This is a genomic window from Sphingobium sp. YR768, assembly GCF_900111125.1.
Lineage (GTDB): Bacteria > Pseudomonadota > Alphaproteobacteria > Sphingomonadales > Sphingomonadaceae > Sphingobium.
In genome coordinates this window covers 26,289-45,153 of the sequence record NZ_FOGE01000016.1, presented here as the reverse complement: position 1 = coordinate 45,153, position 18,865 = coordinate 26,289, and the positions used below count along the sequence as shown (strand labels likewise).

Annotated in this window: 19 protein-coding genes; 9 read left to right on the top strand and 10 right to left on the bottom strand. The window is 62.5% G+C overall.

Annotated elements, in window-relative coordinates; translation table 11 throughout:
• Positions 1–28 precede the first annotated feature (28 nt).
• Positions 29–2,251 (bottom strand): TonB-dependent receptor, encoded by a 2,223-nt coding sequence (locus BMX92_RS17205; RefSeq protein WP_177185109.1) that lies wholly within the window; start codon positions 2,249–2,251, stop codon positions 29–31.
• Positions 2,252–2,421: 170 nt separating this feature from the next.
• On the opposite strand from BMX92_RS17205, the gene BMX92_RS17200 reads away from it, so the two are divergent.
• On the top strand, positions 2,422–3,159 hold the full coding sequence (locus BMX92_RS17200; RefSeq protein WP_093018732.1) for an SDR family NAD(P)-dependent oxidoreductase: 738 nt from the start codon (positions 2,422–2,424) through the stop codon (positions 3,157–3,159).
• Here the strand turns inward: BMX92_RS17200 and BMX92_RS17195 are convergent.
• Both BMX92_RS17195 and BMX92_RS17190 read right to left on the bottom strand, forming a co-directional pair.
• Positions 3,153–4,253, bottom strand: coding sequence for an acyl-CoA dehydrogenase family protein (locus BMX92_RS17195; RefSeq protein WP_093018731.1), 1,101 nt, complete (start codon positions 4,251–4,253; stop codon positions 3,153–3,155). The two genes, BMX92_RS17200 and BMX92_RS17195, sit on opposite strands and share 7 nt — an antisense overlap.
• Positions 4,254–4,258: 5 nt before the next feature.
• On the bottom strand, positions 4,259–5,461 hold the full coding sequence (locus BMX92_RS17190; protein WP_093018730.1) for an acyl-CoA dehydrogenase family protein: 1,203 nt from the start codon (positions 5,459–5,461) through the stop codon (positions 4,259–4,261).
• 87 nt (positions 5,462–5,548) lie between these two features.
• Here BMX92_RS17190 and BMX92_RS17185 point away from each other — a divergent pair, with 87 nt between their 5' ends.
• Positions 5,549–6,445, top strand: coding sequence for an acyl-CoA thioesterase (locus BMX92_RS17185; RefSeq protein ID WP_093018729.1), 897 nt, complete (start codon positions 5,549–5,551; stop codon positions 6,443–6,445).
• A 3-nt stretch (positions 6,446–6,448) separates the two neighbouring features.
• On the opposite strand, the gene BMX92_RS17180 is transcribed toward BMX92_RS17185, so the two are convergent.
• From BMX92_RS17180 to BMX92_RS17170, 3 genes are read right to left on the bottom strand one after another with little or no spacing between them, the layout of a single operon-like run.
• Positions 6,449–7,057, bottom strand: a complete 609-nt coding sequence (locus BMX92_RS17180; RefSeq protein WP_093018728.1) for a nuclear transport factor 2 family protein — start codon at positions 7,055–7,057, stop codon at positions 6,449–6,451.
• Positions 7,058–7,079: 22 nt separating this feature from the next.
• A complete protein-coding gene (locus BMX92_RS17175; protein ID WP_256213482.1) occupies positions 7,080–7,898 on the bottom strand; it encodes an enoyl-CoA hydratase-related protein in 819 nt (272 codons plus the stop codon).
• Positions 7,899–7,931: 33 nt separating this feature from the next.
• On the bottom strand, positions 7,932–9,164 hold the full coding sequence (locus BMX92_RS17170) for a cytochrome P450 (protein ID WP_093018727.1): 1,233 nt from the start codon (positions 9,162–9,164) through the stop codon (positions 7,932–7,934).
• Between the two features lie 90 nt (positions 9,165–9,254).
• On the opposite strand from BMX92_RS17170, the gene BMX92_RS17165 reads away from it, so the two are divergent.
• Both BMX92_RS17165 and BMX92_RS17160 read left to right on the top strand, forming a co-directional pair.
• On the top strand, positions 9,255–9,701 hold the full coding sequence (locus BMX92_RS17165; protein ID WP_177185108.1) for a nuclear transport factor 2 family protein: 447 nt from the start codon (positions 9,255–9,257) through the stop codon (positions 9,699–9,701).
• A gap of 14 nt (positions 9,702–9,715) precedes the next feature.
• Positions 9,716–10,258, top strand: a complete 543-nt coding sequence (locus BMX92_RS17160; RefSeq protein WP_256213481.1) for a VOC family protein — start codon at positions 9,716–9,718, stop codon at positions 10,256–10,258.
• A gap of 22 nt (positions 10,259–10,280) precedes the next feature.
• Here BMX92_RS17160 and BMX92_RS17155 read toward each other — a convergent pair whose 3' ends face one another.
• Entirely contained in the window at positions 10,281–10,790 is a 510-nt protein-coding gene (locus tag BMX92_RS17155) for a MarR family winged helix-turn-helix transcriptional regulator (protein WP_177185107.1), read from the bottom strand.
• Positions 10,791–10,872: 82 nt separating this feature from the next.
• Entirely contained in the window at positions 10,873–11,667 is a 795-nt protein-coding gene (locus BMX92_RS17150) for an SDR family oxidoreductase (protein WP_093018724.1), read from the bottom strand.
• Between the two features lie 88 nt (positions 11,668–11,755).
• On the opposite strand from BMX92_RS17150, the gene BMX92_RS17145 reads away from it, so the two are divergent.
• A complete protein-coding gene (locus BMX92_RS17145) occupies positions 11,756–12,544 on the top strand; it encodes an SDR family NAD(P)-dependent oxidoreductase (RefSeq protein WP_093018867.1) in 789 nt (262 codons plus the stop codon).
• A 25-nt stretch (positions 12,545–12,569) separates the two neighbouring features.
• Here BMX92_RS17145 and BMX92_RS17140 read toward each other — a convergent pair whose 3' ends face one another.
• Both BMX92_RS17140 and BMX92_RS17135 read right to left on the bottom strand, forming a co-directional pair.
• Complete coding sequence (locus BMX92_RS17140; protein ID WP_093018723.1) at positions 12,570–13,631, bottom strand: phosphotransferase family protein; 1,062 nt, start codon at positions 13,629–13,631, stop codon at positions 12,570–12,572.
• Positions 13,628–14,860, bottom strand: coding sequence for an acyl-CoA dehydrogenase family protein (locus BMX92_RS17135; protein ID WP_093018722.1), 1,233 nt, complete (start codon positions 14,858–14,860; stop codon positions 13,628–13,630). Before BMX92_RS17135 ends, BMX92_RS17140 begins: the two co-directional genes overlap by 4 nt.
• Before the next feature lie 162 nt (positions 14,861–15,022).
• Between BMX92_RS17135 and BMX92_RS17130 the strand changes: the two genes are divergently transcribed.
• Genes BMX92_RS17130 through BMX92_RS17115 form a run of 4 tightly spaced genes read left to right on the top strand, consistent with a single transcriptional unit; the run spans position 15,023 to position 18,851 of the window.
• Entirely contained in the window at positions 15,023–15,829 is an 807-nt protein-coding gene (locus BMX92_RS17130; protein WP_177185106.1) for an enoyl-CoA hydratase/isomerase family protein, read from the top strand.
• 34 nt (positions 15,830–15,863) lie between these two features.
• Positions 15,864–16,613 carry an SDR family NAD(P)-dependent oxidoreductase gene (locus tag BMX92_RS17125; RefSeq protein WP_093018720.1) on the top strand — a complete coding sequence of 250 codons (750 nt, stop codon included), beginning with the start codon at positions 15,864–15,866 and terminating at the stop codon, positions 16,611–16,613.
• A 17-nt stretch (positions 16,614–16,630) separates the two neighbouring features.
• On the top strand, positions 16,631–18,088 hold the full coding sequence (locus tag BMX92_RS17120) for an aromatic ring-hydroxylating oxygenase subunit alpha (protein ID WP_093018719.1): 1,458 nt from the start codon (positions 16,631–16,633) through the stop codon (positions 18,086–18,088).
• Positions 18,081–18,851, top strand: coding sequence for an enoyl-CoA hydratase/isomerase family protein (locus BMX92_RS17115; protein WP_177185105.1), 771 nt, complete (start codon positions 18,081–18,083; stop codon positions 18,849–18,851). Before BMX92_RS17120 ends, BMX92_RS17115 begins: the two co-directional genes overlap by 8 nt.
• The last annotated feature ends 14 nt before the right edge of the window (positions 18,852–18,865 follow it).

The window sequence follows — 18,865 nt, the reverse complement described above, 5'->3', positions numbered from 1 at the left end:
GCCAATAATCCTGTATGTGGTCCGACCATCAGAAGCGCGTCTCCAATGTGGCATAGAAGCGGCGGCCCGGCTGATAGGACCGGGCCTGATTTTCAATGCCGAGCATATAGTAGGTTTTGTCGAGCAGGTTGGTGCCGCCGACGGTGATCGACCAGCGATTGTCCTGCGCCCGATATCCGGCGCGGGCGGTCAGCAGTTCATAAGCGTCGGACTGCTGATCGATCGTGTTGGCGACGTTGCGGAAGGCCTTGCCGGTCAGCGCCAGATCGCCGCCCAGGAAGAAGGTGCCGGCCATCGAGCCGACCGCGCTCTCATACAGGCCGCCGACCACGACATTATGCCCCGGCGCATGTTTGAGGTCGCGGGCATAGGGCTGACCGGCCGGTGGCGACGTATATTTCGTCTGCATCAGGCCGGCATTGGCGAAGAGAGACAGGCCCCGCGTCGGGCGATAGCTGGTTTCCAGTTCCAGCCCCTCAATCTTGGCGTCCGATGTCACGACCTGCGTGATGCCGTTGATCGTCAGCGTCGCTTGAAGATTATTATATTTGGCGGAGAAGGCGGTCGCCGAGACATTGAGCCGGTTGTTCAGCAATTTCGCCTTGAACCCGCCCTCGATCGACTTTTCGCTCTCCATCTTCGACTGGAGCATCATGCCCGCCAGATTGCCGGGGTTGGAGGTGATGAAGCCGGGCGTGCGATAACCCTCGGTATAGGAAGCGAACAGCAGAACGCCGCCCGTATCATAGCTGACGCCGATCTTGGGCGTGAACTTGTTCGACTTGATTTTCGTGGCGTAGGTGAAGCTGGGATCGGCATTGGTGATCGCGGTATAGAGCGCGCGATCGACCGAGCGGCGATCCAGCGAGTAGCGCCCGCCCAGCGTGATTTCCAGCGCGTCGACTGGACGGATATAGAATTCGCCGAACGCGGCATAGCTGTTGGAAATCTGCGTATCGTCATTCAGGCGCGGCACGGTGGACAGGGTGCCGATCTGCGACTGGTAGAGCGAATGCACTTTCTCGCGGAAATAGAAGAGGCCGACCGTATAGTCGATCAGGCCGCCGCTCGCGGAGGATAGCTGCACCTCCTGCTGGATCTGCCGTTGCTTGAGGTGCGCGCGCAGATTGACCTGTGTGACCGGCGGGGGCTTGCCCCAGAGCGAGGAGGCGAATACGTCTCGGAAACCGCGATAGCTCGACACCCATTTGACGGTGCCGAGGTCCGTCTTCCAGTTCACCGTGCTGGCTATGCCGCCGCCGTCGAAGCGCGGGTCATTTTCCGCGAAGGGGCCGCGAAAGGCGGTATAGGGATCGTCATAATAAAGCGGGCAGCGCTCAAACTGACCGGCGGAGACATTGCCCGGCACATAGTCGCCCGCCGCATTGGTGACGAGGCCCGGCCGCGTGCCCAGCGCCGCGCAATTGGTCGGCGTCACCGCCTGAATGCCCGATCGATTGCGGGTATAGTCGGCGGCAATATCGATCGTCAGGTCATCGACCGGGGCAAGGCGCAGCACCGCGCGATAATCCTGTGCGTTCACGCCATTGGCGCGGTCGCCGGTATCCTTGCCGGCGGCATCGACCAGCTTGATATAGCCGTCCTGATCGCGGGTCTGCACCGCCAGAATGAGGGCGGCCTTGTCGGGGGCCAGCACGATATTGGCATTGGCCTTGAAATCGCGACGATCGTCCGTGCCCAGCGTGGCGGACAGCTTGGCCGAATTTTCGTGCAGGTCGGGCTTGCGCGTGACGAACTTGACCGCGCCGCCGGTGGAGTTGCGGCCATAGAGCGTGCCCTGCGGCCCGCGCAACACTTCGATCCGTTCCAGATCCAGCGCACCGGCCAGCGACCCCACCAGTCGGCCGATGAACACATCGTCCAGATAGACGCCGACATTGGGATCGGTGCCGAAGCCGACATCGTCAATGCCCACGCCGCGCAGGAATATCTGCGCCGAGGAGGCCGACGTGGTCGCAGCCTGAATATTCACATTGGGCACGAAGCCGTCGAGCGCGCGCAGATCGTTGACCGCCTTCGTCTCCAGCGATTTGGCGTCGACCGTGGCGATGGCGATGGGCACGTCCATCAGCGTTTCTTCGCGCCGGCGGGCCGTAACGACGATCGCGCCTTCCTCCTGCGCCTGTTCGCTGGCTTGCGGGATTTCGCTCTGGGCGAAGGCGCTGCCTGTCATCAGGGTGAAAGCCATGACTGCCAGGGATGGACTCGTCCCGCCAAATATCTTCATCATTATCCCCTCTCCCGTGTTTCTCTCTGCCGACGCCTTTGGCCTCGCCGGCATGATAGATTGCATATATATCTTATTCTAGCATACTATAACGATGCGATGCATAGGGTGGAAGCCTTTTGTCGGCTGCCGATGCAAAAGCGCGATTATCATGCAGGATGAGGACGATAAGAATGGCTGAAGGACGGGTCGCGGGCCGCCGCATCATCGTGACGGGGGCGGCTTCCGGCATCGGACTGGCGACCGCCCGGTTATTGGCGCGGGAAGGCGCGACATTATCGCTGCTCGACCGCGACAAGGCGGCACTGGCCGAGATTGCGGGGGAATTGCGGGCGCATCACGCGCAGGTCAATCTGCCCGACGAAACGGCGATCGATCGCGCGGTGCGCAATGCGGCGCTGGCGATGGGCGGTATCGACGGGCTGGTCAATGTGGCAGGCATTGGCGGCATGGGTCGCCTGGCCGACCTGACGCTGGCGGACTGGAACCGGACGATCGGCGTCAACCTGACCGGGCCGATGCTGCTGATGCGCGCCGTGTTGCCGCATCTGGAAGCGGCGGGACAGGGGACGATCGTCAACATCGCATCGGGACAGGGGCTTACCCCGTCCGCGCCCGGCATGGCGGCCTATTGCGCGTCCAAGGGGGGATTGGTGACGCTGTCCAAGGCGCTGGCACTGGAACTGGCGCCGACGATCCGGGTCAATTGCGTCTGTCCCGGCGTGGTCGACACGCCTTTGCTGCCCGACGCCATGCGGGCTGCCGCGCGCGAACCCGGATCACCCTATGCGTTGAAGCGGGTCGGTGAGGCGGAGGAAGTGGCGGCGGCCATTCTCTTCCTCACCAGCGCCGAATCCGCCTTCATCACCGGCATCGCCATGGCTGTCGATGGCGGACGGACCTATCATTGACCCTCGTCGCGGGCCCGCGCGAAGCGGGCGAGGTACAGGTCGACATCGCCAAACTGGCGGGCGATGGCATAGAGCCGGCGATAATGGTGACTGATGTTCAGTTCCTCGGTCACACCGATCCCGCCATGCAACTGGATCGCCTGCGCGCCGACCTGAAGCCCGCCGGTTGACGCCTGCACCTTTAGGGCTGCTATCGCTGATGCTCGGGCCTGCCCATCGCCTGCTGTCATGGCGCCCAGCGCGGCGTAAAGGAGCGAACGGGTCATCTCGACCTCGATCAGCATGTCAGCCATGCGGTGTTGCAGCGCCTGGAAATTGCCGATGGCGGTGCCGAACTGCTTGCGCACGCGCAGATAGTCGCGCGTGGTCCAGAGTGCGGCGTCCATGACACCCAAAGCCTCGCCGCACAGCGCGATCAGGCCATGCTCCATGGCCTGATCGATCGCCGCCAGGGCCTGAGCGCCTGATATCAGTAGCCGCGCTTCGCTACCTTCCAGTGCGATATCGGCGACGCGACGGTTGTCGAGCGTGCGATAATCGGTACGTTTGATCCCGGCCGCATTTGCATCGACCAGATACAGGCCGATTTCATCGCCATGCCGGGCTGACATGAGGAAGCTGTCAGCGCGCGCCGCCCCTTCCACCAAGGTCTTGACGCCGGTCAGCCGATCACCGTCCGCCCGCATATCGACATGATGCCAGTCGCCGCGCCCGGCCGCTTCCTGCAAGGCCGGAACGATGATGGTTTCGCCCATTATCAGGGGTGCGATCAGGTCGGCCGCGGTCTCACCGCCAATCGCGGCGAGCAACTGCGTCGCGATGACATGGGGAACGAAGGGTTCCGTCACCAGAGCGCGTCCCAGTTCCTCCGCGATCAGCGCATTTTCGATCGCGCCGCCACCAAAGCCACCCGCTTCCTCAGACAGGCCGGCGCCCAGCCAGCCCAGTTCGGCGAACATGGCCCAATGATGGGAGGCGACACCGCTGTCCGACCGGAGGATGCGAAACCGCTCCTCCCAGCCATATTCGCGCTCGATGAAGCGGCGCACGCTGTCGCGAAGAGCGTCCTGTTCGGACGTGTAGATGAAGTCCATTGTCCTTATAGCTCCAGCACGGTCTTGGCGATCAACGTGCGCTGAATCTCATTGGCGCCGCCGTAGATGGTGGTGGCGCGGCGGAACATCGCCTTGGCGGCGATGCCGATGCCATGATCGGGCACCGGGGGGGGCATGCCGTCCTCGAACAGGCGATGCTCGCCCTCCGGGTTGAGGCAGATGGCAAGACCGCGATCGCCCAGCGCCTCGGCCGCAAGATCGGCGACACGCTGCCGCAGTTCTGACCCACGTATCTTGACCAGCGAAGCGATGGAACCGCCGTCATGCGATCCCGATGTCAGCGCGCGCAGCACAGCGGTTTCCAGCGCCATCGTGTCGATCTCGATCCGCGCCAGCCGGGCGCGAAAGGACGGGTCTTCCATCAGCGGCTTGCCGTTCTTCTGCTCGATTCGGGAGATATCGCGCAATTGGGCGATGTCACGCTTGGTGTGCGGCACTTCCGCGCTGTTGGTCCGCTCATTGGTCAGCAGGAATTTGGCATAGGACCAGCCCGCGCCTTCCTGTCCGACCAGATTGGCGGCGGGCACGCGCACCTCGTCAAAGAAGAATTCGTTGACGGTCAGCCCTTCGTCTATGGTCCAGATCGGCCGACGGGTGATGCCGGGGCTTTTGAGATCGATGATCAGCGCGGAAATCCCGGCCTGCGGCTTGGCCTCCATATCGGTGCGGACCAGCATGAAGATCATGTCGGCATGATGGCCTTCCGTCGTCCAGGTCTTCTGCCCGGTGACGATATAGTCGTCGCCATCGCGCACCGCGCGCGTCCGCAGCGATGCAAGGTCCGACCCCGAACCCGGTTCCGAAAAACCCTGTGCCCAGAAAGTGTCGCCGGTGCGGATGCCGGGCAGATAGGCCTGCCGCTGTTCTTCGGATGCGAAGGTGTAGAGCACGGGCGCGACCAGTTCCGGGCCGATGCGATCCATGGTCGGCGCATAAGCGCGGCGCATTTCCTCCTCGAAGATGAAGCGCTGCACGCCGGTCCAGCCGGTGCCGCCATAGGCCACAGGGAAATGCGGGACGGACCAGCCTTTTTCCGCCAGAATCTTCGACCAGCGTGCCTGATCTTCCCGCCGGGGATGATAATCATAGCGGCCGCGCCGGGCCAGATCGGGGGGCAGATTCGCCTGGATGAAAGCCCGGACTTCGGCGCGGAAAGCCGTGTCTTCGGCGCTATAATATGGAGTCATGGCCCTCTCGGTCTTTTTCGTTATTAGTTTGCTAGCATATCATTAGATGATTGCCTATAGCCAAGGCGACACAGGAGGGAAGAGGGCATGTCGCGCAAATATGATGATAGCCTCTATGATGCGCAGTGGGTCAGGGACATACCGGCCTTGTTGGCGCTGGATGAGGTTGCGCCGGACCTGTTTCGCAATCGCGACAATCAGCGCAATGTCTATCGCGCGCTGTTCGGCGGGCAGATCGTGGCGCAGGCATTGGCGGCGGCAGACCGGACCGCGCCGGATCGCACCATCCATTCGCTCCATGCCTATTTCCTGCGGGCGGGCATCGATAGCGAACCGATCGACTATCGGGTCGAGCGTATGCGCGACGGGGGCCGCTTTTCCACGCGCCGGGTGGAGGCGTTGCAGAAGGGGCAGCTTATCCTGACGATGGAGGCGAGCTATCGTTCGCCGGTTGCCGGGTTCAGCCATTATCGTGCCAGCCCCATCGCCTTCGATCCCGAAAAGGCGCTGGATGAAACGACATTCCGCACGCTGCGTGCAGAGGACGGGCGGTCTTATGGCGCCTTGTTCGGCGGTCATTATCCCATCGAGGTGCGCCTGCCCGGCAAGTCCGGTTTCCTGGAGCGCAACGGTACGGGCAAGCGGCATTACTGGTTGCGCGCGCCCGGTGCGGAGCGGTGCGACGATCCGATGGTGCAGCGACAGATATTGGCCTTCCTGTCCGATTTCATGTTCGCCGGCGCGCCCCTGTCGCGGCATACGGTGGCGCTGCCGGGGCCGCATCTGTTCGTCGCGAGCCTCGATCATTGCCTCTGGTTTCACCGGGACGTGCGCTGTGACGACTGGCTGCTGTTTGAGACAGACGGTCCCAATGCGGAAAATGGCGTCAATCTGGCGCGCGGCCTGATCTATAATCGGGCCGGAGAACTGGTTGCCTCCATGGTGCAAGAGGCGCTGCAATATCCCGTCGATCCGGCAGGATAAGCGTCAGGCCGGTACGCGATCGGGTATCCGGTTGAGATAGACCGGGTCCTGCCTGTCGCGCCGCCCGGGCAGGTTGTAATGCGCGACATGGCCGGCATCGGTGATCCGGGTGCTGGGGCGGATGTCGTTCCATTCATTGGTGATTTTGCGGCGCAGGATTTTCCATTGCCCGGCGCGCCGTTCGAACAGGTCGATATAGCGGCCGCCGCAATAATAATCATGCTTGCCGTCGATCGTGCCTTCGGCCTTGGCTTTGGCCGCATAATCCGGGCCGAAGAAGGTGGTCACGGCCTCTTCGCCACCCGGCGCCTGCTGATAGGCCCAATAATAGGATTCCGACGTTGCGAAATCGCCCTCCACATCGATGGTGCAATGGGTGACCGTGTGCATGCCGTCCAATATCCCTTCCCGCAGGGACGGGATGATGGTTTCGGCAAATTCCATGGCATTGCCGGAGAAAGAGCCATGATCGTCCGTGCCGTCGGGATGATAGATGGTCTTGAGCAGCTCCAGATCGCACCGGTCGATCGCGCGACAATAGAGCTTGAGCACATGCTCGATCTCCTGCCGGTCCAGCGCCACGCGAAGCCGCGCTTCAAGCTGCTCGTCCATATCCCTCTCCTTTTGGTATTGCTTATTCGCCCTTGAATTCGGGCCGTCGCTTTTCCATCACCGCATGGACCGCCTCGCCGAAATCGCGGGTGTAGGTGCTCAATCCTTCATAGGCGACGCCCGCTTCGAACACCGAACTGAACAACTGACGCAGGGCGATGTTGGTCACGGATTTGGTGTAGCGGATCGCCGATTGCGCGCCGCGCGCCAGCTTTTGCGCATAGGTGTCGACATAGCTGTCCAAGTCTGCGGCGGGCACGACGAAGCTGATCAGGTTGATCCGTTCCGCCGTCACCGCGTCGATCGCGTCGCCGGTCAGCAGATAATGTTTGGCCTTGGCAAAGCCGATCAGTTGCGGCCAGATCAACGCGCCGCCATCGCCCGCGACCAGCCCCAGCCGCACATGCGGGTCGGCGAAACGCACATGGTCGGCAGCAATCACGATGTCGGACAAAAGGGCGATAGACGCGCCAAAGCCCATGGCGTCGCCATTCACCTTGGCGATTACCGGCTTGGGGCAGTCGAGCAGGCCCATGACGATGCGGCGCATGCTCTTGGCTTCGTGGACGAAGGGGACACGATTCCCCTTCACCTGTTTTTCCAGCCAGTCGAAATCGCCGCCGGCCGAAAAGGCTTTGCCCGCGCCGGTCAGGACGATGACGTCGCTGTCCGGGTCGTCCGCCGCCTCGAAGAAGACGCGCGCCATTTCCTCATGCAGTGCATGGTTGACTGCATTCATCAGTTCCGGCCGGTTCATCATGATCGTCAGCACCCGGCCGTTACGCGACAGGGTCAGCAGCTTATAATGGTCGAAATTCATGCCGATCCCTTCGATGGCCAAGGCGATGCCGTTCCGTTCATGCGCGCGGGCCGGTCAGAAGACAATGTGGAGATGATCGAGCGCATGGATCGCGAAATGCGGGATGAACTGCGGCTCTGGATGATCGGGCGACAGGCGCAGATTGGGCAGCCGCTCCAGCAGGCGGCGGATGGCGATGCGCATTTCGCCGCGCGCCAACTGATTGCCGATGCAGAAATGGATTCCGCGCCCGAACGCCAGATGATTGCGCACGCCCTTGCGCCCCACATCGAAATCGGCGTGGCATTGCCATTGCGCCGGATCGCGATTGCCCGCGAGATAGCTGAGCATCAGGACACCGCCTTCGGGAATTTCGACGTCGCCAATCCGGCTGGACTGCGTTGCGACACGCCACATATGCGGCACGGGCGAATGGGACCGGAGCACTTCCTCGATGAAGCTGGGAATGCGGCTGGGGTCTGCCTCGATCGCGGCGCGCAGGTCCGGCTTGGTGAGGAGCAGCCACATGGCGGTGGTGATGCCGGTCGTGGTCGTTTCATTGCCGGCCACCAGCAACTGGTGTGCGATCGCGATCAGTGCGGGCGGGCTGAGCGTTTCGCCATCCACCTCGGCATGGACCAGGCGGCTGAGCAGATTATCTTCCGGCTGGGCGCGATAGCGTTCGGCTCGTTCATGCAGATAATTTTGCATGTCGATCAGATGATCGGTGATTTCCAGTTCGCGATCGGGATCGAGCAGCGGATTGTTGCGCTCCACCGTGACATCGGACCAGAGCTTGAACCGATCATAGTCGGCGCGGTCGACGCCTAACTGGTCGGCGATGATGTACATCGGCACTTTGATCGCGAATTCGGGCAGCAGGTTGGCGCCGCCATTGGGCAGCATGCCATCGATCAACTCGTCGACCAGCGCCTCGATATAGGGTTCGAGCGATTTGACGTAGCTGGGCGTGAACGCCTTTTCGACGAGCGCGCGATAGGAGGTGTGGCCGGGCGGGTCATTGGTGACGAGCGTGTGCATTTCGGGGAAACCGCGATCGGCAAAGCGCCGCGCCACTTCTTCCGCAACCGGGGAATCATGCCGGCCGACCACCACCGTCGTCTTGTTGGAATAGAGTTCGGGATGGGCCGAAATATGGCCGATATCCTCGTACCGGGTCACGACATACATGCCGGTCAGCGGGTCTTTATAGACCGGCGCCTCCGCCAGCAGGCGGTCGAGAAAAGGGAAGGGGCAGGTCTGGATATCCGGCGAGGCCAGGCTACCCAGATTGTCTTGAACCGTCATGTCCACTCCTGGAACGTCTTGCTATCGATAATATGAATGCTAGCATATCGAAAGCTAGCGTACATATCAACGACGTTCGGGAGAGAAACAATGGAGCCGCTGGACAGGCTGGTTGCGATCGAGGAGATCAAGGCGCTCAAGGGGCGTTATTTCCGGTTGATGGACGGAAAGGACTGGGTGGGGTTTGCCGACCTGTTCACGCCCGATGCGCTGTTCGACGTGCGCGGGGCGCTGGAGGAAAATCCCGTTATCACCGGCGATCCGATTCGCGGGGCGGACGCCATCGCTGCCTATGTGGAGCGCGGGATCACGCCGCTGACCAGCGCGCATTTCGGCCATATGCCCGAAATCGAGATTCTCTCAGGCGACGAAGCCACCGGCATCTGGGCATTGCTCGACATATTGCGCGCGCCCGAAGGCGGGCCGTTCCGCATCTTCCGGGGCTATGGCCATTATCATGAGCGCTACACCCGCGCGGATGGCCGGTGGAAGATCGCCTCGCTGCGGCTCACGCGGCTGATGGTGGAAACGGTCTGAAAGGGGAGAGGAAGATGACCAGTCTTATCGTCGGGCGGCCGATCCGCCAGATCGCCTATTTCGTGCCGGACGTCGAACAGGCGGCGCTGGCGCATGTCGCGACCTTCGGGTCCGGCCCCTATTATATCGCCGAGCATATTCCGCTGAGCCTGTGCCGCTATCGCGGCGCGCCGGCGGAGTTGGACCATAGCTCTGCCTATGGTCAGTGGGGCGATATCATGGTCGAGTTCGTGCAGCAGAATAACCCCGGTCCATCCTGCTTCCATGATATATATCCGGAAGGCAGCGGGCGGCAGGGTATGCATCATGTCGCGCTGATCGTGGACGATCTGAAGGCCGAGATAGTCCGCTTCGAAGCGGCCGGTCATGAAGCGGCGCTCTATGCCGAAGTCGCGCCGGGCGTTGGCTTCGCAATGATGGATTGCGTGGCGACGCTGGGTCATTTCGTGGAATTATACGAACCCACGCCGCAATTGCTGGGCGTCTATGATCTGGTGCGATCGGCGGCGCAGGGCTTCGACGGCAGCGACCCAATCCGGCGCTTCACCATCGGCTAGGGCGTAACCGTGCGGGCGATGGTCAGTCGGTCATCGCCCGCGGGAAGGTATTGGCGAGCAAGCCATTCACGGCCTTGAGCATTTCGTTGAGTTGCTCCATCCGGTCCGCGCCGATGCGATCTTGCAAGGCGTCATTCTGGTCGATCGCCGCGACGCGGAGCGGTTCGCGCAGGGTGCGGCCTTTGTCCGTCAGATGCACCATGATCAGCCGTCGATCCGACGCGATCCGCCGCCGTTCGATCAGCCCCGCCTTCTCCAGCCGTGTCAGCGTCTGGCCGACGGTCGCCTTGCCAATGTCCAGTCGGCGGGCCAGTTCCACCTGCGACAGGGGTTCATCGAACCAGAGTTCACCCAGCACATAGGCCTGGGCAGGCGCAATACCGGTGCCGGTGATGCGCGCCATATAATCATTCTGCGTGATCCGGGCGAGCAGTTGCGCCTGATAGGCGAGACTTTCCTTGAACTGGGGGAAGGGGGCTTCGTCCGCCGGCACGGCCTTTTTCGCGCGGCCCTTCGACTGTGCGGATGCCATGGTGATGATCCCCCTTCTTGCCATGTGGAAGCGGCCTTTCTCGCCAATGCCGGCGGGCCGGTCAAGCGGCCCGCCGCTCAGCTCAGCTATGCAGATGGGCGGTGGCGCGCTCGGCGACGGCGCCCAGTTCCTTCAGGCTGGGATTGCGCCGCAGGGTCAGGCCACCATTCACCTGCAAATTCTGGCCGGTCATGAAACATTCGTCCGACCCCAGCCAGACGACGGCAGCAGCGATATCTTCCCGCGTGCCGACCCGGCCCAGCGGATATTCGCGGGTGAAGGCTTCGACCATTTCGGGAATCTGGAAGGTCATGCCCGCCATTGGCGTTTCGGTGATGCCCGGCGATATGGAATTGGCGCGGATGCCCCTATCACCATATTCATTGGCGACCGTGCGGATCACATGGTCGATGCCGGCCTTGGTGCCCATATAGGCAGCGTGATTTTCCAGCATGATCGTCGCCGTGGCCGACGAAATCTGGATGATTGATCCGCCCCGGCCCATCGTCCGTAGCATTGCCTGGATGAAGAAGAACGGTCCCTTGAACTGTATGGCCAGTATCTTGTCGAGATCCGCTTCGGTGGTGTCATGGGTGGGTTTCAGCAGGCCCCAGCCGGTGGCGTTGACGCCGATATCGATCCTGCCGAAGCGTTCGACAGCCAAGTTGGCGGCGGCATCGACCTGCGCCTGATCGGTGATGTCGACGACGGCTGCCGCACCGCCGATTTCCTGCGCCAGCCGGTCCAGTTCCTCGGCATGCCGGCCGCCCACGACCACCTTGCACCCTTCGACCGCCAGCCGCTGCGCGATCGTCTGGCCCATATTGTCCTTGCCCGCAGCACCCAGCACCAATGCTACCTTGCCATCCAGCCGCATGTCTCTCTCCATATAGTTAGTATATGTACAGTCTTGTAGCATGCTATTATGGAAGGCGCACAAGAGCAATGCACGACAGGAGCAGGATATGAGCGGAAAACTGGACGGCAAGGTTGCGGTCGTCACCGGCGCGGCACGCGGGCAGGGCGAGGCGACCGCGCGGCTCTTCGCCGCGCAGGGGGCAAAGGTCGTGCTGGCCGATATGCTGGAAGCCGAGGCGCAGAAGGTCGCAGCGGACATTGGCGAAAATGCCATGGCGCTGAAGATCGATATCAGCGCCGAGGAGGAATGGCTGGCCCTTGCCCGGACGGTCGAGTCGCGCTGGGGCAGCGTGGACATATTGGTCAACAATGCGGGGATCGTGCATCCGGCCGGCATGCTGGACCTGACCAAGGCGGATTTCGAACGGGTTCTGTCCATCAATCTGATCGGCGCGTGGCTGGGCATCAAGGCGCTGGCGCCCGGCATGATCGCGAAGGGCAAGGGCGCGATCGTCAACATCTGTTCCAGTTCGGGCCTGTGGGGCATGAACGGCCTGACCGCCTATTCGGCCAGCAAATGGGCGCTGCGCGGGATCAGCAAGACGGCGTCGATGGAATTGGGGCATCAGGGCGTGCGGGTGAATGCGGTCTTTCCCGGCGGCATCAATACCGTGATGGGCAATGTCACCAACGAAGCGCCGTCGGAACTGGCCAAATATTATGTCGGCCAGCCGATCCAGCGCATCGGCGAACCCGAAGAGGTCGCCGCAACCAGCCTGTTCCTGGTCAGCGACGATGCCTCCTACGTCAACGGCGCGGAAATCACGGTGGATGGCGGCATGACCGTGGGCGTCTATACCCCGTTCCTGCCAGGCGCGCCCGACAATGCCGGCTGAGTGATGGCTTGCGCTGGAGGGCGGATCAGCCCTCCAGCGTTGCCCGTGCCAGTGCGGCTATCCGCCAGACCCGGTCCTGGCTATGGACCATGACCCGGCTGGAGGCTGTGCCGTCCGCCGCCCGCTTCAATATGCCCTGCACCATGGCGGCATAGCGGAATTGCGCAAAGGCCAGATACCAGCGCATGTCGGGCACCGCGATGCCCCGCCGGGCGCAATAGAGCGCGACATAATCGTCCATCGTGGGAATGCCGAGCGCAGTCAGATCGCGCCCGTGCAGGCTGGTGGCGGCAAGGCCTGAATCGGGCAGATCCCACCAGGCGCGCAGATGATGGGCCAGATCGATCAGCGGATCGCCCAGTGTCGCCATTTCCCAATCCAGTACGGCGGCGATGCGGGCTTCATCCGGCGCGATGATCAGGTTGTAAAGGCCATAGTCGCCATGGATGAAACGCGTCTCCGTCTGCTGCGGCAGATGGCGGGGCAATATATCGATCAGCCAGTCCATGTCCGGTATCGGCGCCATCGCTGACTGGACATAGTTGGTAGACCAGCGGTGGAGGTTGCGGGCGGCATAGCCGTGGGGTGGGGCCAGATCGGCTAGGCCGATGGCGGCGGAGTCCAGCATGTGCAGTCGCGCGAGAACTCCATTCATCTCGTCATAAACGCGCGTGCGTTCTGACGGCGCAGCATTGCCCATATCGGCTTCCCAGAAGACGCGGCCGGGCACATGATCGACGATATAGAATTCCGACCCGATCACCTGCGCATCGCTGCAATACACATGGGGGCGCGGGATCGGCACGCCGCTGTCCCGCAGCGCGCAAAGGATGCGATATTCGCGGTCGATTCGGTGAGCGGATTGCACCAGTGTTCCGGGCGGCTTGCGGCGCAGCACATAGTCGCCCGCAGGACCGGACAAGCGATAGGTCGGGTTGGACTGTCCGCCCCGGAATTTCGTCAAGGTCAGGTCATGATCCATGCCGGGGAGATGCGGCCCCAGCCAAGCGGCCAGCCGGTCCAGATCGATCGCCAGATGCGGGGGCGGGGCTTCCTCACCGGCAAATTGTTCCTGCCGGCCGGTCATTCTGCTGCCTCGCGAATGCGCGGCGCGCGATATTTGTCGAGTTCGAGCCGGGCGATGGTGCGGTTATGCACTTCGTCCGGGCCGTCGCCGATGCGGATCATGCGCATGCGGGCAAAGGCGAAGCCCAGTCCGTCATCGTCGCACAGGCCCGCCGCGCCATGCGCCTGGATCGCCATGTCGGCAATCGACTGGCCGATGCGGGTGGCTGCGACCTTGATCTGCGCGATTTCACTGCGCGCGCCCTTGTTGCCGACCGTGTCCATCAGATGGGCGGCATGCTGGGTCAGCAGGCGGCACATGTTGATCTGGGTCCGCGCTTCGGCGATCCGCTCCTGCCATAGCGACTGGTCGGCCAGAGCCTTGCCGAAAGCGACGCGGTTCAGCAGGCGGCGGCATAATTGTTCCAGCAACCGTTCGCACTGGCCGATGATGCGCATGCAATGATGGATGCGACCCGGCCCCAGCCGCCCCTGCGAAATTTCGAAACCGCGCCCTTCGCCCAGCACGATATTGGCGGCCGGCACGCGGACATTCTCGAACAGGATTTCGGCATGGCCCTTCGGTTCGTCATGATAGCCGAACACGGTCAGCGGGCGGATGCGCGTAATGCCCGGCGTATCGGGCGGGACCAATATCTGCGATTGTTGCAGGTGGCGCGGGGCGGCCGGATCGGTCTTGCCCATGACGATGTAGAGGCCGTTATGGGGATGGTAGGCGTTCGTGATCCACCATTTGCGGCCGTTGATGACATAGTCGTCGCCGTCGCGTTCTATGCGGGTTTCCACATTGGTCGCGTCGGAAGAAGCGACCGCCGGTTCGGTCATGCAATAGGAAGAACGGATCGTCCCGTCGAGCAGGGGCGCCAGCCAGCGCTGCTTCTGTTCCTCGCTGCCATAGCGATCCAGCACTTCCATATTGCCGGTGTCGGGCGCGGAGCAGTTGAACACTTCCGATGCATAATGGACCCGGCCCATGATTTCGGCGAGCGGTGCATAATCGAGGTTGGAGAGGCCCGCGCCGTTTTCCGAATGGGGCAGGAACAGGTTCCAGAGGCCCTGCGCTTTTGCCTTGGCCTTGAGTTCCTCCAGGATCGGCGGCACGCGAAACTGTTCGGGACCGGCATGAAGTTGCTCCTCATACAGCTTTTCATTGGGATAGACATGATCGTCCATGAAGCGCTGGAGTCGGGCGGCGAGCGCCTGCGAATGGGCGCTTTGCGCGGGTATCATGCGGCTGGACTCCTCACCTCTGGTTTCTGATTTGCCGACAAGATAGCGCGTAAACGAATAATGTGCCAGCATACTATCTTGACAGGCGGAACGAGTGCGCTAGCCTGTTCGCCGACAGATGACGCCCGGCAAGGATGGGCGCGGCGACAAGGAGAGGCAGGCATGGCATCCAACATTCAGGTGGAGTGGCCGGACGCAGCCATTGTATTGATAACGGTCGGCGATGGCGGCACGCCCGGTCATACGACCAGTTGCGCGACGGTGTCGGCGCTGGCGGATGCGCTGGACGATGCGATCGGGCAGGGCGCGCGGGTCATCGTGCTGGCGTCGTCGGTCGCGGGGCACTGGCTGGAACATGCCTATCTCGACGATATCGTGAAACTGGTGGAGGGGCAGGCGGCGACGGGCGATCCGGCCGGCTGGTTCCGGTCGCTCCAGACGCTCAATCGCGGCAGTGCCGTGACGATCGCGGCGATCAGCGGCGATACGTCAGGCGGTGGGTGCGAACTGGGCTGGGCCTGCGACCTGCGCATTGCCGAGGAAGGCGCGCGCTTCAGCCAGCCCGAAGTGATTATCGGTGCGGGCACGGGCATTGGCGGCACGTCGCGGCTGATGCGCCTGATCGGGCGGACGATGACGGCGGAAGTGGTGCTGACCGGGCAACCTCTGACGGCCGAGCGTCTGTACGAACTGGGCGGGGTCAATCGCGTCGTGGCGAAGGGCGGCGCGGTTAAGGCGGCGCTGGATATGGCACGCCACATTGCTGCCCTGCCACCGCAGTCGGTGGCCGGCATGAAGCGAATGCTGGGGGAGGCGGAGGATCTGAACCAGAGTCAGGGCATCGAAAATGATCAGACGATCAGCCAGACTTTGTTCGCGCATCCCGACAGTCTGGTGAGCATGAAAGCGATCCAGCAGCGCTTCGACGCGGGCGAGACGATGGATGCAATTTATTGGGCGCGGGGTTGAACCCCCGACGGCACATTTTTCAAGGAGAGTGACGATGGATCTGGGGCTTTCCGGTCTAAAGGTGATCTTGGGTGGCGCGACGCGCGGCATCAGTCGGGAAACGGCGAAGCTGCTGGCCGCCGAAGGCGCAACGCTGGGCCTGTTCTCGCGCAATGGCGATGCGCTGGACGATCTGAAAGCCGAGCTGGGCGGCACGGTCGAGACGCAGGAATATGTGCTGGAGGATCGCGAAGGCTATCGCGCGATGCTCACCGGCCTTGCCGAGCGGATCGGCGGGTGCGACATCTTCATCCACTCGATCAGCTCGTCGGGTGCGCAGGGATCGGGCGACTGGGATGAAAGCTATCGGCTGGACATGCTGGGCGCGGTCGACGGGTGCGAGGCGCTGGAACCCTGGCTGGAGAAATCCACCGCCGGATCGATCATTCTGATGTCCAGCACGGCGGCGGTCGAGACATTCCTGGTGCCGCAGGCCTTCAACGCCATCAAAGCGGCGGTGATCACCTATGGCAAGCAGTTGAGTCAGGCCTGGGCGCCCAAGGGCATTCGCGTCAACATGGTTTCGCCCGGCCCGATCACCTATCCCGGCGGCAATTGGGAAGGGGCCAAGGCATTGGCGCCCGATCTTTATGCCGGGATCGTCGGTCAGATTCCAATGGGCCGCATGGGCACGCCCGAAGAGGTGGCGAAGGCGATCGCCTTCCTCGCCAGCCCCGCAGCCGGCTATGTCACCGGCGCCAATCTGGTGGTCGACGGGGGCTTCACCAAGCGCGTCCAGTTCTGACGCAGGAGTACAGGCAGATGGCGACCAAGGCGCGCTACGCGGAAATCCGCTTCAACGACCGGCCGATCAAGGAGATGCGCGCCGACCCGGAAGCGTTGCTGCTGGAGCCGGGCGAGATCAGCGCCGATTATGAGGCGAAATCGCCCTATCGGCTCGATGAACTCTATCCCGATATTGCCCGCTATCGGGCGGTGTCGGTTCGGCCTTTCATCGATGCCGATGCCAAGGCGCGCGAAGAAGAGAAGATGTGGAGCCGCGTCTGGCTGCTCGCCGGGGTGTCGAGCGACATCCCCGATACTGGCGACTGGTTCCGCTTCGATATCGGCACCCAGTCGATCATCGTCGCGCGCGGCAAGGAGGGCGAAGTCAACGCCTTCTACAATGTCTGCAAACATCGCGGCAATGAGCTGGTGCAGGAGGATTTCGGCAAGGGCGCCACATCCTTCACCTGCATCATGCATAGCTGGCGCTATACTATGAAGGGCAAGAATGTCCGCGTCACCGACCGCGAGACATTCGGTCTCGAAGCGCTCTGCCAGAATCTGGATCTGACGCCGGTCCATGTTCGCGACTGGGGCGGGTTGATCTTCATCAATATGGCGACCGACCCCATGCCGTTCGAGGCGTATTTCGCCGACCTGATGCCGATGCTGGCCTCCTACCGGATGGAGGACATGTATGTCGTCAAGGATTTGACGATCGAAGTGCCCGCCAACTGGAAGACCATGTATTCGGTCTTCAACGAGAACTACCATGCGCATGCCACGCATCCGCAGATCAAGCCCTATGTCGACGATTATAATGTCCAATATGACCATTATCGCCATGGCCATAATCGGCATCTCTTTCCGGTGGCGGTGGTGTCCCCGCGCTGGCCGGACAGCCGCTTCATCAATGTCGGCCTGGCCTTCATGATGCAGGAGGCGGGCGTCAAGGCGGTCGGGTTCAAGGGCGACGCGCGGCATGTCCGCCGGGCCATCCAGGCGGCCAAGCGGCGGCCCGACAATGTCTATGGCATGGACTTTTCCGGCTTCACCGACAATCAGTTGACCGACGATTGGAATCCGTCGCTCTTCCCCAATGTCACGCTGAACATGCATCCCGAAGGCGTGCTGTTGCAGCGGTTTCGGCCGCATCCGACCGATCCCGAAAAGGGCTATCATGACGTGATGGTGCTGTCGGCCCAACTGGGTGATGGGCGACGCCCGCCTGCCTATATGGGGGTGGAGGATGATGTCGATGTGTCGGGCAAGGTTCGCCCGCCGCGTCGCCGCACGACCCATGAAAATCCGCAGGGCGGCGAGGTGGTGGAGCAGGATATCGCCAATATGGTGACGCTCCAGCGCGGTATGCGGTCCAGGGGGCTGAACGACATCATCGTCTTTTCCGAACAGGAGCGGCGGATACAGCAGTTTCTGGCGGAACTGGATCTCTATCTGACGGATGCCAAGACAGGTGCCCCGTCGGATGGCTGAATGGGCGCTGCTGGCGGGATTTGAGGATATCCAGCCTTTTCGCGAGGAAGCGGACAATGGCGTCATCCGGATCATCCTGAACCGGCCCGACCGGCGCAATGCCATGTCGGTCGCCATGGTCGGAAGCCTGTTGCGCCTGATCGACGGCCGTGCGGGGCAATCCGCAGGCGCGATCCTGCTAGAGGGCGCAGGCAAGGGCTTTTGTGCGGGCAGCGACCTTGGCGAACTGGCGGCGATGGACAATCATGACCGTGGCCGGTTCGAAGCGGATTGCGGCCGGTTGGCGCGGATGATGATCGCGCATCCCCGACCGATCATCGCGGCGGTGCATGGCTTTGCCATGGGGGGCGGACTGACGCTCGCGGCGGCCTGCGACATCGTCGTCGGCACGACAGAAGCGCGATGGGCCTTGCCCGAAGTGCCGATCGGCCTGTTTCCGGCATGGGGGCTGGAGGGGGTATCCCGCCGTATCGGCATGACACGGGCACGGCGATTAAGCTGGGGCATTGATCGTCTGGATGGCCCGTCGGCGGCACAATGGGGATTGGTCGACATGCTGGCCGAAGACCCGGCCATGACGGCGTTGGAACAGGCGCAGCGCCTCGCCGCGTTGCCACCGTCTCAGGTCGCAATGGTGAAGCGCTATTTCGCGATCGATCGCACCGGGCAGGAGGCTGATGCGGCTGCCAATTCTCTATTCCTGACGGCCTGCGCGGATGATGCCGCAAAGGCGGGTTTTGCTGGACGCTTATCGTCCAGATAGAATGGGATTCTAAG

Excerpts from the sequence above, each read along its gene's own strand:
- BMX92_RS17165 (WP_177185108.1), top strand. The coding sequence starts at position 9,255 with ATGGAGCCGCTGGACAGGCTGGTTGCGATCGAGGAGATCAAGGCGCTC.
- BMX92_RS17145 (WP_093018867.1), top strand. The coding sequence starts at position 11,756 with ATGAGCGGAAAACTGGACGGCAAGGTTGCGGTCGTCACCGGCGCGGCA.
- BMX92_RS17170 (WP_093018727.1), bottom strand. The coding sequence starts at position 9,164 with ATGACGGTTCAAGACAATCTGGGTAGCCTGGCCTCGCCGGATATCCAG.
- BMX92_RS17140 (WP_093018723.1), bottom strand. The coding sequence starts at position 13,631 with ATGACCGGCCGGCAGGAACAATTTGCCGGTGAGGAAGCCCCGCCCCCG.
- BMX92_RS17135 (WP_093018722.1), bottom strand. The coding sequence starts at position 14,860 with ATGATACCCGCGCAAAGCGCCCATTCGCAGGCGCTCGCCGCCCGACTC.
- BMX92_RS17200 (WP_093018732.1), top strand. The coding sequence starts at position 2,422 with ATGGCTGAAGGACGGGTCGCGGGCCGCCGCATCATCGTGACGGGGGCG.
- BMX92_RS17160 (WP_256213481.1), top strand. The coding sequence starts at position 9,716 with ATGACCAGTCTTATCGTCGGGCGGCCGATCCGCCAGATCGCCTATTTC.
- BMX92_RS17205 (WP_177185109.1), bottom strand. The coding sequence starts at position 2,251 with ATGATGAAGATATTTGGCGGGACGAGTCCATCCCTGGCAGTCATGGCT.
- BMX92_RS17180 (WP_093018728.1), bottom strand. The coding sequence starts at position 7,057 with ATGGACGAGCAGCTTGAAGCGCGGCTTCGCGTGGCGCTGGACCGGCAG.
- BMX92_RS17190 (WP_093018730.1), bottom strand. The coding sequence starts at position 5,461 with ATGACTCCATATTATAGCGCCGAAGACACGGCTTTCCGCGCCGAAGTC.
- BMX92_RS17125 (WP_093018720.1), top strand. The coding sequence starts at position 15,864 with ATGGATCTGGGGCTTTCCGGTCTAAAGGTGATCTTGGGTGGCGCGACG.
- BMX92_RS17150 (WP_093018724.1), bottom strand. The coding sequence starts at position 11,667 with ATGCGGCTGGATGGCAAGGTAGCATTGGTGCTGGGTGCTGCGGGCAAG.
- BMX92_RS17185 (WP_093018729.1), top strand. The coding sequence starts at position 5,549 with ATGTCGCGCAAATATGATGATAGCCTCTATGATGCGCAGTGGGTCAGG.
- BMX92_RS17120 (WP_093018719.1), top strand. The coding sequence starts at position 16,631 with ATGGCGACCAAGGCGCGCTACGCGGAAATCCGCTTCAACGACCGGCCG.
- BMX92_RS17130 (WP_177185106.1), top strand. The coding sequence starts at position 15,023 with ATGGCATCCAACATTCAGGTGGAGTGGCCGGACGCAGCCATTGTATTG.
- BMX92_RS17155 (WP_177185107.1), bottom strand. The coding sequence starts at position 10,790 with ATGGCATCCGCACAGTCGAAGGGCCGCGCGAAAAAGGCCGTGCCGGCG.
- BMX92_RS17195 (WP_093018731.1), bottom strand. The coding sequence starts at position 4,253 with ATGGACTTCATCTACACGTCCGAACAGGACGCTCTTCGCGACAGCGTG.
- BMX92_RS17115 (WP_177185105.1), top strand. The coding sequence starts at position 18,081 with ATGGCTGAATGGGCGCTGCTGGCGGGATTTGAGGATATCCAGCCTTTT.